The following is a 13,281-nucleotide window of genomic DNA, read 5'->3' on the forward strand; positions in this document are numbered from 1 at the left end:
TCGGGGTGGAAGCACAGTAATGTGTGGAGCTGACGAATACTAATCGGTCGAGGGCTTATCCTAATCATTCTAAGTAGAGCATGTACACTTCGCATTCAGTTTTCAAAGTGCAAGCTTTGAACCATATAGATTAGCCTAGCTAATCGCTGTTTGGTGGCGATGGCGGAGGGGTTCCACGCGTACCCATCCCGAACACGACCGTTAAGCCCTCCAGCGCCGATGGTACTTGGACCGCAGGGTCCTGGGAGAGTAGGACGTTGCCAAGCAGATAAGTAAATTAGAACTGTTTCACGGTATATTACCGGGGAACAGTTCTTTATTATATTCTCAATTTATGACCTGCAATAGAATAAGATTAGAGCACGTGTTGACATGTCTTGCAGGAATGTAAGCTGTCCGACATCTAATTCGATAGTAAACTCAATCTCTTTTCGTTAAAGTGATAAGATGGAGGGGAGGTCGAGTATTATTAATACCATAAATAATTTACCTTGTCGCAAGCTGAAGATAAACAATCAAACCCAGACTGTGGTGAAGGTAATATCACATAACAAGTCATTACGTGCCGTTCTTCAAACTCAACAGAAAGCTTGCATACAGCATGTTCGGGCACAACCTGCATCGTCTGATGTACAGGCGTCTCCTACGCACAATCGATCACAGTGGAAACTTTGGACGATCGTTACCGTGTGTGTGGCACTCCTTTTACCTATTCTGACTTGGACGGGACTAATAGTAGCAGGCAGCCAATGGATAGATAAAGCAAAGCTGGATATGTTTTATAATCAAGTGCAGCGACATGCAACTTTGCCTAATGGACAGCCGCTTGTCCGGCCAGACGAGATGCCATCTTATATCGGAGATACGCTGCTTGCTATTGAGGACCATCGATTTTATTTACACCCAGGTGTTGACCCTGTAGGGATGATTCGTTCGATATGGGTGGATGTGATCAAGCAAAGTAAAGTACAAGGTGGCAGCACCATAACGATGCAGTTGTCACGAAACTTATTTTTATCTCATGAGAAGAAATTTGTACGCAAATTCAAAGAAATTGCGATCGCCTTAAATTTGGACTGGAATTACAGTAAACAAGACCTGCTTGGTATGTATTTAAATAAAGTGTATTTTGGACACGGCAATTATGGAATTGAGGCAGCAGCCAATTATTACTTTGGTAAAACAACTCGTACCCATGGCAATGCACCGACGATAGATCTTGCCGAGTCTGCAATGCTGATCGGATTGCTCAAAGCGCCAGAGCACTATTCACCGTTTAAAGATTTGCAGCGTGCACAGCAGCGCCAACAGGTTGTTTTACATCGGATGTACAATTTGGGGTGGATAACCCAATACGAACTTCAGACAGCTCTTCATAAGCCATTAACACTTGCCCAGCGGTAAAAAGGTTAACGATAACGAACTTGAAGGCCAGGCCATATAAGGTCTTTAAGTTCTGTCTGTAGATGCCCCTTCTTACATTGGACAATGGTTAACCTTTCGCTACTTCAATGAATAGGGTACGAGCAGAAGAAGTACCGACGTCAGTTTACTGCATACTGGCATCGTCTATACAGATTCTTTATGTCAAATTGAATTTTTGCTTATCTTTTCTCATAGGGAAGCGTGGGACTAGACGCTCGATCTTGCCCAATGATATGATGGGTAATGGGTGAATAAGATGACAAATGAAACCATAAACCAAGAACCGACGAACAATAGCAATGAAGATACTGCTTCAGCAGAAAAATTTACTGAGCTGGTGAATGCTGTGCATCATAACGCGCTTGTTGCACTGCGTACATATTACAGCGATGTACAAGGACAGGTATTGAACCACGAAGTTTACGGCCCAATTTTTATTTATCAAGTGAAGGATACAGCTGATGACGGTTATGTATGTGGATTTTTCCTGCGTGAATTAATCGAAGTGTTCCAATCAAACGATAAGCCGGAGCAATGGATGGCGTCCTTCTTTGTAGACCTGATGAAGACGAAGGGCGGTAAATTATTGCCAAAATCGCCTGAGTCTGAAGACGAAGCGAAAGCGTTGATTGATCAAGTGCTGATCCCGCAATGTCTCGCAGCTGTTACAGAGGAGTTCCCTGATACTGTACATGCTGGACTGGGATGGAATGAAGAGCACGGTCCCGTGTTCGAAGCAGGTTTTCCAGCGATTGTCGAAGGAAACAACACCTGTGCATTTCCGATCCATATTTTAATGATGCAGCTGCTGCTTAATCGTGATCCTGCAGATTTGATTCTACAAGGGTTATACCAAATCCAAGAAGACCAAGGATTGGAAGGTTAATCCGACCGGAAAAACGGCAGCAATGCCGTTTTTTTATGTGGTTGAACGCACCAAACCGCTTTGTTAAACAAGTTGGTTACTACGGTACGATTCGATTGCGGATTAAATAGACAACGGCTTGCGAACGATCTTGCACACCGAACTTCTGTAAGATGTGATGTACAAGAGTTATCCCGATCTCTTTTCAATATGTAGTTGCTTTGGGAAATCCACATTACAATTTGAATAACTTGCGTATACATTATACAGAACAATGACCACCCTTGTATAAATATGGGGGTGGTCATTATATATTCGAATCGAGGTGTGAGAGTATGAAAAAGGTAAAATTAATTGTTTTAATTATTCCGACATTAATAATAATATCAATAATTTTATTAATGATATTAAATAAAGATGACTTCAATTCGATAAGGGGAATTATCAATTTGCACTTTTCAAAGGATAATATTGTGGAATTTACAGGTCCCCCAAACTCAATTTATTATATCAGCAGATCCAAAGAAAACGATGAACCTATTGTTCAATTAATGAAGCAAAAGGGATTTTTACAAATGGATCATCAAGGAGCATCATATTTTTTTGAGGATGGAAAAGTTAAAAAAATTATTACAAAAAAAATCTATGCAAAGAATTATTTAATTTGGAAAATAGATTCCAATTAGCTAAAATTGATCTGTGACCTGCAAGAGGGCACTTTTTTCGGGGTGTCCATCTTACGGGTCACAGTTCAACTCCTTATCTCACCAATTATTCACACAATCAAGAAAGTGCATTTAATGATAAAATAAAATCACATATTTTCACCGTCTTGGACTTTGTTGGTACACGAATTCTTCCTGAAGAGATTACTCTAATTGTTGTACTCCAAACAAGAAGTTCATCTTCTTAGATGGAGCGAGTTTTTGTCGAAGAACGATTCAGTTTCCAGGCACTGCTTGATAAAGTGATCCAATCAAGACATGCTTAGTTCTAAACAATATCTACAATCGTAGATATTGTTTTCATTTGAACTTAATTGTAAAAGAAACCTCTTTGTCTTGGTAGTAGAGCCACTCTTTATCCTTGTCCCTTGATCTTTCAACCAACCCTTATTTTTCTGTCGAACTAAGTGTAAGTAATCCAGTATAATAGAAGTAGGTCAGGAGAGGGGGAGGAAGGTTGTTGATCCTTATCATATTCGTATATGCGTTTGTGTTAAATGTTATTGGCTATCAATTGATGGTCATAGACAAGCAAAAGGCGGTCAAGCATCGTAGACGCATCCCCGAGCGCAAGCTATTCCTGACAGGGTGGCTAGGTGGAGCGCTCGGTATTTTGTTGGCAATGTATAAGAAGCGTCATAAGACGCAGCATGTGTCGTTTACGGCGGGAGTACCGTTTATCCTTTTCGTTAACGTGATCGTGTACAGTTTCATCATTATCAAATTCGGGTAAGTACAAGTAAATCGCATGTACAATATTTATTCAGTTAAGATGTAAGTATATACGGAGAAGCGAGGGATTATTATGGCATTTACTAATGTATTGGTAGCTTATGATGGATCGGAACCTTCCCGCAGTGCACTAAAGCATGCGCTTAGCATGGCAGAGGCTAGTGGAGAGGTACGTGTGCATGTTGTTCACATTTTCCAGTTGCCGCAATATTTCCTTGGAGATGCATTCTCAACAGCTTCCCCCCAAGTGAATCAAGAAGTATATGAGTATGCGCAGCAGATTGAACAGCATGCAAGAGAGCAGGTTAGCTTCTTAGGTGACCGCGCTGCGGTGGAACTGCTGCAAGGCCCTCCTGGTCAAGCCGTGATTAAGTATGCGGAACAACACAAATGCGACTTGATTATTTTAGGCAGCAGGGGCTTGAGTGGTCTACGCGAGTTTGTGCTCGGCAGTGTCAGCCATTATGTCGTCCAGACTGCTAAGATACCCGTATTGGTGATGAAATCGTAGCGTGTACGTGCAGGAAGTGATTTCTACACTATAACTGATTGGCGTATTACGTAATTTAAAAGATGAACCAGTTCGTTGATCTGCCCATTAGGCAATGCGAACTGGTTTTTTTGTGGGAATAGACACGAATGCTGAGTCTAATATACGAACAATATTTTATATTATATATTTATCGTTCGCCTATTGGGTTGACACTCCATATATGACCTTGTTAAACTGAATGTATATAAGACGATAATCGAATGATATATCATTTCGTATATTTCCGTGAATATGGGCGGAAGTCTCTACCCGAGGACCGTAAATCTTTGGACTACGCAAATGACGATACTCCCTGCTTCCATTCCTATAGGATGGCTGTCTTGAAGTCGAGGATATGTGCTGCTTTTGCGGCGTATCGACTGGATGAATGGCCGAGCCATGGCAGGCAGTCGTATTGTGCTGTTCAATTGTCCCGGAAGGCCGAGTAGAGATGAGCTCATTTCACTCAGCTTTTTTTATTTGTCCATACTATGCAGTAGAGCTTGGTCAGCGCTTGTATTTGAGACGGTTAAAGTCGTTAATTAATTTTGAAAATAAAGATGTGTACTATAACATGGATCATGTCGAAAGTGGGTTGAGGACGAAATGGGAAGCATGGAGAATAGCGGCATCGAACAGGGTGTACTAAAAGTTGGCGTCATCATGGGCAGCACATCGGATTGGGATACGATGAAGCGTGCGTGTGATATTCTGGATGAATTGGGCATCCGTTATGAAGCGCGTGTTGTATCTGCGCATCGAACACCAGATGAGATGTTCCGTTATGCGGAGACAGCAGAGGCTCGAGGCATTCGAGTTATTATTGCTGGCGCAGGCGGTGCTGCACACTTGCCCGGCATGGTGGCTGCGAAGACCATACTGCCAGTTATCGGTGTCCCTGTGAAGTCTTCAAACTTGAACGGCATGGATTCCTTATTATCTATCGTACAGATGCCTGCAGGAGTTCCGGTAGCTACTGTTGCCATTGGCCATGCTGGAGCGACGAATGCTGGACTCTTAGCAGCACAGATGCTGGGCATGCATGATGAGGCCTTACGGACCCGCTTGGCAGCTCGTCGGGAGCAGATTCGCGAACAGGTCGCAGAGACGGGGGCGCTACAATGATGGCCCCGCCGAGAATTACAGAAAGTTCAAATGCAAAGGAAGCTCTAGCTGTAAATCAAGGTGGAGGAACATCAGCACGCATACTGCCAGGCGCAACAATAGGGGTACTGGGTGGAGGTCAGCTAGGCCGAATGTTGGCGCTGGACGGTCTGCGTATGGGGTATCGTTTTGTTACTTTAGATCCATCGCCAGATGCGCCTTGCGCTGAAGCAGCACGTCACATTCAAGCAGACTACGGGGATATAGAGGCAGCTGGACGTTTGGCATCCATGTCGGATGTGATCACCTATGAATTTGAGAATGTCTCGCTTGAAGTCGTAGAGAAGCTTGAACAAGGAGCTTACCTGCCACAGGGCGGGCATCTATTGCATATGACGCAGCATCGCTTACGTGAGAAAGATGCGTTGTCTAAGGCTGGAATTCCGGTAGCGCCCTATGCAAAGATTGAATCACTCGCAGAGCTGGAGCAGCAAGTAGCGGCTTTTGGCGGTCAAGGCGTGCTCAAGACGGCAACTGGAGGTTATGATGGCAAAGGCCAGCGTATGATTCGGCGGCAAGGGGATGCGGCACAAGCATTTAAGGAGCTTTCCATCCTCGGTGCTGAATTGGTGCTTGAGGCGTTTATTCCGTTTAAGCTGGAGTTGTCTGTAATTGCAGCCCGTAATCCGGATGGAGACATTGCTACATTCCCAGTAGCGGAAAATAGACATGCAGATCATATTCTGCATCTGTCCATCGTACCGGCTCGTGTACCTGAAGCTGTACAGCAGGAAGCAGAACGTCTAGCGCGTCAGATCGCACAAGCGCTTGATGTGGTGGGATTGATCGCAGTCGAGATGTTTATGACGGCTGATCATCAGCTGATCGTCAATGAACTTGCACCTCGTCCACATAATTCGGGGCATTATACGATGGATGCCTGTATGACTTCACAATTTGAGCAGCACCTCCGGGCGATATGCAATTTACCGCTTGGGGATACAACACTTCGTACGCCCGTTGTTATGGCAAATCTGCTCGGTGAACATCGTAAAGACATGTTACAATGGCTAGTGGAGGATGATGCAGTGTCAGAGAAGCTTCAAGTAACACCGAAGCTGCACTGGTACGGCAAGTCCGAGGCTTTGCCCAAGCGTAAGATGGGGCATATCAACCTGTTGGCGTCTGATGTGGAATCTGCGCTGCAATGGGTAAAGCAGACGAATATTTGGAGGAATCAATAACGATGATTGAACGTTACTCACGCCCGGAAATGCGGGCCATATGGACGGAAGAGAACAAATTCAAAGCTTGGCTTGAAGTAGAACTGTGTGCTTGTGAAGCATGGGTAGAACTGGGCGTTATTCCGAAGGAAGACGTGCAGCAGCTCCGCGCAAATGCGACATTTGACATGGATCGTATCTATGAGATAGAGGCAGAAACTCGTCATGACGTTATCGCTTTTACACGTGCGGTATCCGAATCTGTGGGACCTGAACGCAAATGGGTGCACTATGGCCTCACGTCTACTGATGTCGTAGATACGGCGCTTGGTTATCAGCTGAAGCAGGCGAATGAAATTCTAGAAAGCGACATCTTGAACTTTATCGAAATCTTGAAGAACAAGGCGCTTGAATATAAAGATACGCCGATGATGGGACGGACACATGGTGTGCATGCAGAACCTACTACATTCGGTCTCAAAATGGCACTCTGGTACGCCGAAATGCAGCGTAACCTGGAACGCTTCCGCCATGCGGCGGATGGTGTGCAGTACGGCAAAATATCTGGGGCGGTTGGTACGTATGCCAACATTGATCCGTTTGTGGAGAAGTTTGTGTGCGAAAAGCTTGGCACTAAAGCTGCTCCTATTTCGACGCAGACTTTGCAGCGTGACCGCCATGCCGAATATATGGCGACGCTCGGCTTGATCGCGACTTCGCTCGACAAGTTCGCCACGGAGATCCGTGGCCTGCAGAAGAGCGAATTCCGCGAGGTAGAGGAGGCCTTTGCGAAAGGCCAAAAGGGTTCTTCCGCAATGCCTCACAAGCGTAATCCAATCGGCTGTGAGAATATCTCTGGTCTTGCTCGTGTCATTCGTGGACATGTCATTTCGGCCTACGAGAACGTAACGCTTTGGCATGAGCGCGACATCTCGCACAGTTCTGTGGAGCGTGTTATTTTGCCGGATGCAACGATGCTCTTGAACTACATGCTGAACCGTTTCATGAACATTGTGAAGAATTTGACGGTGTTCCCTGAGAACATGAAACGCAACATGCAGCGTACCTATGGCGTGCCGTTCTCCGGTCGTGTGATGACCAAACTGATCGACAAGGGCTGGGCTCGTGAGCAAGCATACGACACAGTGCAGCCTCGTGCGATGCAAGCATGGGAAGAGCAGCGCAGCTTCCGCAGCATCATTGAGGAGACACCTGAGATTACAGCGGTACTGACAGCCGAGGAGATTGAAGATGCCTTTAATCCGCAATGGCATTTAAAACATGTGGACACGATCTTTGCACAGGTAGGTTTGCTGTAATAGTACAACGCAGTGAACTAACATAGCTAAATTCGATGTAACTCGACTATATAGATGAACAGCAATTCGCTTAGTCGTGCTTAACGACGTAGATAGCTCAACTTAGTGAAATTAGTACAGCTAACTATAATGTGTTGGGACTTGATTCGAACGTATGCAAGAATAAGGATGCAGGCTAACATCATGCTTGGGGAGGCAGTTATCGTGACAACCGCAGCTATACCGACCGCAGTGAATCTAGTGAACGCTCCGCTGGTGTACAAGGGCAAAGTACGCGAGCTTTATGACTTGGGGCAGCATTTTCTAATCGTGGTTACGGACCGAATTTCGGCATTTGACTATGTGCTGGACCCGGCTGTTCCGGAGAAAGGAAATGTGTTAAACCAATTAAGTGCGTATTGGTTTGATCAGACCAAGGAACTGATTGGCAGCCATGTTGTGCATACAGATGTGGACAAGCTGGGCGATGTTATTATAGACAAAGAGGCACTCCGTAATCGGATAATGGTCACTAAGAAAGCGGAACGCATCGATATTGAATGTGTGGTGCGGGGTTATATTACAGGCGGTGGCTGGCGTCAATATACGAAGACTCAAGCTGTTAATGGCATTGAGCTGCCTGCTGGGCTGCGCAAGAATCAACGCTTTCCAGAGCCTTTGTTTACACCTGCAGCCAAAAATGATGTGGGACACGACGAGGATATTCCATTTGATCGTATGCAAGAGATCGTGGGAGCCGAGCTCGCGGCGACGCTGCGCGATAAAAGTCTGATGCTGTACGAGTACGCCAGAGCATATTGTGAGCAGCGCGGCATTATTCTTGCGGATTGCAAATTCGAGTTCGGCATCGTTGATGGTGAGGTTATCCTGATCGATGAGATTTTTACGCCAGACTGCTCTCGGTTCTGGGCCAAGGAAAATTATGTGCTCGACACAGAGATCGACAGCATGGACAAGGAACCTGTGCGGACGTATCTGGCTCATTCGGACTGGGACCAGAACAGCATGCCTGCTCCATTGCCTCAAGAGGTAGTCGAGGAGACGACACGACGCTACGTCGATATTTGGACGAGACTAACCCAATAAATTCAAAGAACTCCCGGACCGCTAGTTGGCCGGGAGTTCTGCTATGAGGCGGGGAATTGGCCTGCCACTGAATGATCTTAGTATGGCAGGAGGGGCTCCGCTATGACGAATCGCTGCTGGCATCTGTATTGACGTTGCAGGGGCAGTTATCCTTCTCAATCGGATAGAACTGCAGGGGTGCCTGTCTTCGCCCTACGATGCCAGAATAAGCGCGTGGGTGCTCTTGCTTGTGCTTGCGGGGGAATCCAGCTGCCATCAGCAGCCTTTCTAACTCGGGTCGCTTATCAGCATTATTGTCCATAATAATCACCTGTTACTCTTTATTAAACAAAGTATTCAAGTCTAAACCTGGATGGAACTAAAAAAGGAGCGGCCTTCTAACAGGCTGCTCCTTCTGCTTAATATCGTATCACAAAGGGCTTTCTACGAGTTCCCACTATTGACGAATACATGCCGTACGCGGGTTTCTTGCTGCCTTTCTGCACATGAATGCCTGCTTGCTCCAGTCTGGCGATCGCATCTTTCTTCGCTTGCTCGAAGTCAGAATCGGTGGTGTCACCTATCTTCATGCACATTCCCTCGCTTTGCATTGATCTCAATTCCCATTATATACAGAGTCCAGACACTTTTGAAGTTTATTTTCAAAATCTTCCGTGATTTGATCCAGCAAACGGTTGCGGTTAGCGTCATGGAGAATCTCCGCATCGAGCGCAATGACATAAAGATAAGGCTTGTCTTGTATACGTAGTCTGGCAGCTATATATTGGCGGTTGGATTTCTCATTTCTACCGGTATGGGTGAAGGAATAAGAGTAGTTCTCCAGCAGAATGGCACGGAGCAGACCAGTCCTCTTCATGGACTCCAGCTTTTTGACTTTGTCTGGATCAAGAAATAAGGTGAAGCTGGCTTCAAACAACTTCTCAAGCAGGTCAAAACTGATTAACAAAAATGCATAAATAATAGCGTCTTTCTCATTCAGGTCCTGTTCCCGCTTTAAAGATAAGCTCCGGTTATGGGTGGTAACAAAGTCGACGAACGGCATAAAATCTCCGCGTTCAGCTGCACTCCGTGCGGTAACGAAGTCACGATAGAGCTGAATACTGAACCGATAATAAGATTGATGAACCGCATTAAGGTCCACATTTTCCATAATAGCTCCATCCATCAGATTCAGCTTGATCACACTATCGCCTTTCTGATGCTGCAGCGTAAATTCATAAAGTTGAATGGCAAGGACATAGGGGTTATTTTGCACGAAACTGCGGAACAGAAGGAGCAGGATATCTCGCATCCGGTATGCGCCTAGCTGTTGGTTCGCCATCACGAGCATCTGCATTTCGCTGTGCAGTGTCGCTTCCAGTTCCTTCTTTTCTTCATTCTTCCTAGCTAATATGTCGAGGACATACGAGGCTACACCAGCGAGGATCAATATCGTCCAAATAATCGGAAATTCTGCTTTATCGGTGTAGGGTTCAATATAAGTATGAAAGAAAGAGGAGGCGAGGTCCGAATTCTCAACCCATAAATCGAACATAAAAACAAATGCCATGACGACCAAAAACCAATAAAACTTTTTCAAGGGCAAACACCTCATATTCGGGCAGCGTATGTAAGGCTGGATTGGGCAAACAAAGGGTATGCACGAGGTTATAAAGAGCATATGCAAGAGTTGTCTAATACAACGAGTCATTCAGGAATGCATATAGTTCCATCATACTCCATGTGGAAAAGTTTAGGAATATGTAATTATGAAACGGAAGCAATGATGTAGTTTCGTTAGCACTGCTGAACGGATGTTGGCACGCAGAAAAGGGCGCAATAAGTGTTGACAATAAATTGAAACACAAGTATAGTTAGTTACATGAGTAATTAACTAGTTTGGTGGTGGTGAAATGGGATATCTGATCGATGACAGTCGCCCGATTTTTATGCAGATTGCAGAACGGATTGAGGATGACGTCATTGAAGGAAGATTGCCCGAAGAAAGTCAAGTGCCTTCAAAGATTCAGATTGCTGCTTTTTATCAAATTAATCCGGCGACAGCCGCGAAAGGGGTATCCCTGTTGGTGGATGAAGGGATTTTGTACAAAAAGCGCGGAATTGGCATATTTGTAGTCACAGGAGCTCAGGCTCTATTGATGGAGAAGCGAAGAGAACAATTTTTTGAGCAATATGTGGTTGCGATGATTCAGGAGGCAGAAAAGCTTGGTATTACAGCGGAACATTTGACGGAAATGATCAAGAGGGGGGCGAAGCGTGTTGAGTAAAACAATCGAAGTGAATGGATTAACAAAGACCTACGGCAGCGTGAACGCCGTAGATCATGTCAGCTTTACGATTGAGGAGGATAAGATTTATGGCCTTCTTGGGAGGAATGGTGCGGGTAAGACCACGATTATGCATATGATCACAGCGCAGCTTTTTCCGACTAGCGGCGAGTTAAAAGTGTTCGGGGGAAATCCTTATGAGAATGAGTCTATTCTCCGGCAGATCTGCTTTATTAAAGAGAGTCAGAGATATCCTGATATTTTCCGCGTTGAAGATGTGCTTGAGATAGCGGCTTCCATCTTTCCGAATTGGGACCGTGAATATGCATATGCATTGATTGCTGATTTTAAATTGCCTTTGAAGCGTATGGTCAAGAAGTTATCCAGAGGGATGACGTCAGCTGTAGGAATTGTAGTAGGTCTGGCAAGCCGGGCGCCCCTTACGATATTTGATGAGCCTTATTTGGGACTAGATGCAGTATCGCGCAGTTTGTTCTATGACAGACTGATTGAGGATTACAGTGAACACCCGCGGACAATCATCCTTTCTACTCATTTAATAGATGAAGTAAGTCAATTGTTGGAGCATGTGCTGGTTATTGATGAAGGACGCCTGATCATGGATGAAGATGCTGATGATTTGAGAGGAAGGGCATTTACGGCAATGGGAACATCGGCTAAGGTTGAGGCTTTTGTAGCGGGTAAGGAAGTGATTAGCCGGACTCCTTTTGGCGGCATGACTTCAGCTACTGTAATCGGAAGTTTATCTACTGGCGATAGAAAGCAAGCAGAAGCACAGGGGCTAGAGTTAACCGCAGTATCTCTGCAGCAATTAATCGTTCACCTGACGAAGAGCGGTTCAGACCGCAAGGGGGTAGAGGCATAATGAATCGTATTGCAGCTGTAGTGAAGATGCACAGTAGGGATAAGTGGTCTTGGTTCGTGCTCCCTTGGCTTATTCTGTTTTTAAGCTTTTTCGTTAATTTTATTATCGCTTTTTCCATCAATAATGATGAGGGCTTCACGAGCGGCGGTTTGGCTTCGATCTTTATTTATTTGTTTGTAATAGGGGTTGTAACTATAGCACAGACGTTTGTGTTTGCAGTCAGTTTAAGTATCAGGCGCAAGGATTATTTTCTAGGGACGGCCATATCGATAGCTATTGTAAGCGCCGTATCTACTGTCATCCTGCTTCTGCTTGGTGCGTTGGAACATGGAACAGCAGGCTGGGGATTCAACCTTCACTTTTTTCATTTAGCCTATCTTAATGATGGCACATTCATGCAGCAATTATGGATCTATTTTAGTTTCTTCCTGCATTTGTTTTATTGTGGCTTTGTCATTTCAAGTCTGCATCGACGTTACGGTCGTAATGGGTTATATGTATTCTTTATAGCTTCATTTCTGGTTGGAGCTGCGGGATCCTATCTCTTGACTTATTATAGACTTTGGTTAGACATATTCAGCTGGATTGGACAGTACACCATCTTCCAGCATTCCTTGTGGATATTTGTCTTGACTGTTTTGTATGCGGGAATATCGTATTTGCTGCTGCGCAGAGCAACTGTATAAACATTGTTATCACATACCGTCCGATGACTTCGGGCGGTATTTATGTATTCAGAATGGTTTGCGGCTTATGTGGTTGGTTGACGAGAGACGATGAATTGCGGGCACAGTAAAGGAAATAGCGAAGCTGCTTCGTTTTTGGATGTTGATAATGAGTTTCTATAAATAAAAACGAACTATAATATTTAATTAACAATTAATGTTCGTGTTTTACGGTTGACAGGGGCGTTTGAACACTGATACACTATACTCAAATCTAAATATAACGTATGATGATAGCTCTCGTATAATTCCGGGGATATGGCCCGAAGTTTCTACCCAAAGACCTTAAATTTTTGGACTACGAGAGAAAGCGTCCAGCAAACGTATGTATATCAGACCAGTCGCTTATGTGCGATCAGGTGCAGTTTTTTCTGCGTTGCTCGCGTTTTCTT

The 13,281-nt window shown here is 44.9% G+C and carries 16 protein-coding genes, 1 rRNA gene and 2 riboswitches; of the genes, 14 read left to right on the plus strand and 3 right to left on the minus strand.

What is annotated here, in order from left to right:
- The first annotated feature begins 149 nt into the window (after window positions 1-149).
- From rrf to MH117_RS19125, 11 genes are all read left to right on the plus strand, one after another.
- A 5S ribosomal RNA gene (rrf, locus tag MH117_RS19075) occupies window positions 150-266 on the plus strand.
- A gap of 265 nt (window positions 267-531) precedes the next feature.
- Complete coding sequence (locus tag MH117_RS19080; protein WP_239331380.1) at window positions 532-1,404, plus strand: transglycosylase domain-containing protein; 873 nt, start codon at window positions 532-534, stop codon at window positions 1,402-1,404.
- A 277-nt stretch (window positions 1,405-1,681) separates the two neighbouring features.
- Entirely contained in the window at window positions 1,682-2,311 is a 630-nt protein-coding gene (locus tag MH117_RS19085) for a hypothetical protein (RefSeq protein ID WP_239331382.1), read from the plus strand.
- A gap of 314 nt (window positions 2,312-2,625) precedes the next feature.
- Window positions 2,626-2,976, plus strand: coding sequence for a hypothetical protein (locus MH117_RS19090; protein ID WP_239331384.1), 351 nt, complete (start codon window positions 2,626-2,628; stop codon window positions 2,974-2,976).
- A gap of 496 nt (window positions 2,977-3,472) precedes the next feature.
- Window positions 3,473-3,748 carry a DUF1294 domain-containing protein gene (locus MH117_RS19095; RefSeq protein ID WP_481857285.1) on the plus strand — a complete coding sequence of 92 codons (276 nt, stop codon included), beginning with the start codon at window positions 3,473-3,475 and terminating at the stop codon, window positions 3,746-3,748.
- 72 nt (window positions 3,749-3,820) lie between these two features.
- On the plus strand, window positions 3,821-4,258 hold the full coding sequence (locus tag MH117_RS19100) for a universal stress protein (RefSeq protein ID WP_239331386.1): 438 nt from the start codon (window positions 3,821-3,823) through the stop codon (window positions 4,256-4,258).
- Window positions 4,259-4,493: 235 nt separating this feature from the next.
- Window positions 4,494-4,594, plus strand: a riboswitch (purine riboswitch).
- Window positions 4,595-4,667: 73 nt separating this feature from the next.
- Window positions 4,668-4,928, plus strand: a complete 261-nt coding sequence (locus MH117_RS19105; RefSeq protein ID WP_239331388.1) for a hypothetical protein — start codon at window positions 4,668-4,670, stop codon at window positions 4,926-4,928.
- On the plus strand, window positions 4,895-5,404 hold the full coding sequence (gene purE / locus MH117_RS19110) for a 5-(carboxyamino)imidazole ribonucleotide mutase (protein WP_239331390.1): 510 nt from the start codon (window positions 4,895-4,897) through the stop codon (window positions 5,402-5,404). Before MH117_RS19105 ends, purE begins: the two co-directional genes overlap by 34 nt.
- Entirely contained in the window at window positions 5,404-6,627 is a 1,224-nt protein-coding gene (gene purK / locus MH117_RS19115; RefSeq protein ID WP_239331392.1) for a 5-(carboxyamino)imidazole ribonucleotide synthase, read from the plus strand. The genes purE and purK overlap by 1 nt, the downstream gene beginning before the upstream one ends.
- A gap of 2 nt (window positions 6,628-6,629) precedes the next feature.
- Entirely contained in the window at window positions 6,630-7,925 is a 1,296-nt protein-coding gene (gene purB / locus MH117_RS19120; protein WP_239331394.1) for an adenylosuccinate lyase, read from the plus strand.
- A gap of 168 nt (window positions 7,926-8,093) precedes the next feature.
- Window positions 8,094-9,011, plus strand: coding sequence for a phosphoribosylaminoimidazolesuccinocarboxamide synthase (locus tag MH117_RS19125; RefSeq protein WP_481857286.1), 918 nt, complete (start codon window positions 8,094-8,096; stop codon window positions 9,009-9,011).
- A 100-nt stretch (window positions 9,012-9,111) separates the two neighbouring features.
- On the opposite strand, the gene MH117_RS19130 is transcribed toward MH117_RS19125, so the two are convergent.
- The 3 genes from MH117_RS19130 to MH117_RS19140 form a co-directional block, all read right to left on the minus strand.
- Entirely contained in the window at window positions 9,112-9,267 is a 156-nt protein-coding gene (locus MH117_RS19130; RefSeq protein WP_239331396.1) for a hypothetical protein, read from the minus strand.
- Between the two features lie 142 nt (window positions 9,268-9,409).
- Window positions 9,410-9,580, minus strand: coding sequence for a hypothetical protein (locus MH117_RS19135; RefSeq protein ID WP_239331398.1), 171 nt, complete (start codon window positions 9,578-9,580; stop codon window positions 9,410-9,412).
- A gap of 26 nt (window positions 9,581-9,606) precedes the next feature.
- Window positions 9,607-10,590: a hypothetical protein gene (locus MH117_RS19140; RefSeq protein WP_239331400.1), complete on the minus strand. Its 984-nt coding sequence runs from the start codon at window positions 10,588-10,590 to the stop codon at window positions 9,607-9,609.
- A gap of 313 nt (window positions 10,591-10,903) precedes the next feature.
- On the opposite strand from MH117_RS19140, the gene MH117_RS19145 reads away from it, so the two are divergent.
- Genes MH117_RS19145 through MH117_RS19155 form a run of 3 tightly spaced genes read left to right on the plus strand, consistent with a single transcriptional unit; the run spans window position 10,904 to window position 12,850 of the window.
- Window positions 10,904-11,278 (plus strand): GntR family transcriptional regulator, encoded by a 375-nt coding sequence (locus tag MH117_RS19145; RefSeq protein ID WP_239331402.1) that lies wholly within the window; start codon window positions 10,904-10,906, stop codon window positions 11,276-11,278.
- On the plus strand, window positions 11,271-12,164 hold the full coding sequence (locus MH117_RS19150; RefSeq protein WP_239331892.1) for an ABC transporter ATP-binding protein: 894 nt from the start codon (window positions 11,271-11,273) through the stop codon (window positions 12,162-12,164). The genes MH117_RS19145 and MH117_RS19150 overlap by 8 nt, the downstream gene beginning before the upstream one ends.
- A complete protein-coding gene (locus MH117_RS19155; RefSeq protein WP_239331404.1) occupies window positions 12,164-12,850 on the plus strand; it encodes a hypothetical protein in 687 nt (228 codons plus the stop codon). The genes MH117_RS19150 and MH117_RS19155 overlap by 1 nt, the downstream gene beginning before the upstream one ends.
- A 259-nt stretch (window positions 12,851-13,109) precedes the next feature.
- Window positions 13,110-13,210: riboswitch (purine riboswitch) on the plus strand.
- Window positions 13,211-13,281: the final 71 nt, after the last annotated feature.

Source organism: Paenibacillus sp. ACRRX (assembly GCF_022346885.1).
Classification (GTDB): Bacteria; Bacillota; Bacilli; order Paenibacillales; family Paenibacillaceae; genus Paenibacillus_B.